The sequence below is a fragment of the Ottowia cancrivicina genome, assembly GCF_029813755.1.
GTDB classification, from domain to species: Bacteria; Pseudomonadota; Gammaproteobacteria; order Burkholderiales; family Burkholderiaceae_C; genus Ottowia; species Ottowia massiliensis.
Genome location: NZ_JARVII010000066.1, coordinates 1 through 1451 on the forward strand (window position 1 = coordinate 1; position 1451 = coordinate 1451).

Consider the following 1451-nt stretch of genomic DNA (forward strand, 5'->3'; position numbering starts at 1 on the left):
TCTGGATTCGCCCGTTTTCATCCGTATGGCTGCACTTCGTTTTATCCACCCAGAACGCCTCCGGCGCCGCATGCTCCATTGCGCTGGCGTATTGGTTTTATCATCTGAAGGCAGGGGAATGATATTAAATAAGATTCTTTATAAATTTGCATAAACGTGAGAATGAAACTGATATCAGTATTATTAGTAATGCAAATGAGGCACTTATGATTCCGTAATCCCGGAAGGTTATCATGAAAAATAGTGTGATAAAAATGTATAGGCGTATTTGCTTGCTCTTTTTTCATTTCTAACGTCAAACACCTCGAACATAATTATGACACATATAGCAAAGCCGAAGATGAATTTATTAGGTTGCACCAAAAACACGCTGCAACTTGATATCAAAGCACACCATAGTACAAAGGCATATGTTTGTTTTTTAGGACCTGGCATGATATTTCCAATCCAGCACCGAAAGCAAAGGCAGCAAGATATTGCCCAACTCTGGAAGCAATTGCAGGAAATCTTGCTATTAACGGCTTAATATCTGCTATTGCATATATTCTCTCATGAATATGGCGCGTGTGTTGCTCGCGCCTATAGCACGTGATAATCCAGTGGGAAATAATGCTATACCAGATATAAAGAAATCAATCGCTGCTTCTATTTCTCCCCTCTCAAACAGACAAGCCCCACTTTAGTCTCTAGCTAGTCTCTAGCTCAATAACAATAATAGACAAGGCATGTTCCATACCATCTTATAATGTAAACGCATTACCGATCTACCGAGATATAATATCAATGCCGATCTTTTGTATTAAAAATAACAATCAATGTATATGAAAACAGGGTTAAGTTTGCAATAATAACCCACCAACCGATGGATCTGGCTAACAATGTCATTCCGCCAATCAGGATACACCCAATTAACAACTGCCATTCTTTGATGAATATTGACGTTATTCCTGTGAATAATATAAATATTATATATATGATTATTGTCATCTCATGCATCCTGTTCGGCTTCCGGCAAAGTCGAATACTGCTTCCCCAATAGGAATAGCGGTTAACAGCATTCCTACAATCGCTTTTAATGTTATTCCAAATCCTGTATATAATATGGTAAGTGGTGTTAGTGCTGTAAGAAATCCCGCAGTGAAGCATTGCCAATCTATGCTTTTTGCCATTAACATATGCACCAATGCCAACCCCTCAAGAGCTATTGCAAAGCCTGCTGCCATTGCAGGCAACAACACAACACCACCAGGAATCATTAATGCGGCAAGAAAAGAAACCAAGGCGAATCCTGCCACTATTCCTAGTAAATAGCTTCCATTCCCGCCCCCCTCAATTAAATAAGCCCCGGCCCCCGTCTCCGGATCAATAACAATATATCCAAATCCCTTCCACCCGTGCTTGTTGATGCTCTTCTCATGCACGGTCACTTCCTTGCCAGCATTGACGGCATT

1 pseudogene is annotated in these 1451 nt (G+C 40.5%); it reads right to left on the minus strand.

Annotated features, from left to right (window positions below):
* Positions 1 to 983: 983 nt before the first annotated feature.
* A pseudogene (locus tag QB898_RS13010) lies at positions 984 to 1451 on the minus strand (hypothetical protein); the annotation flags it as partial.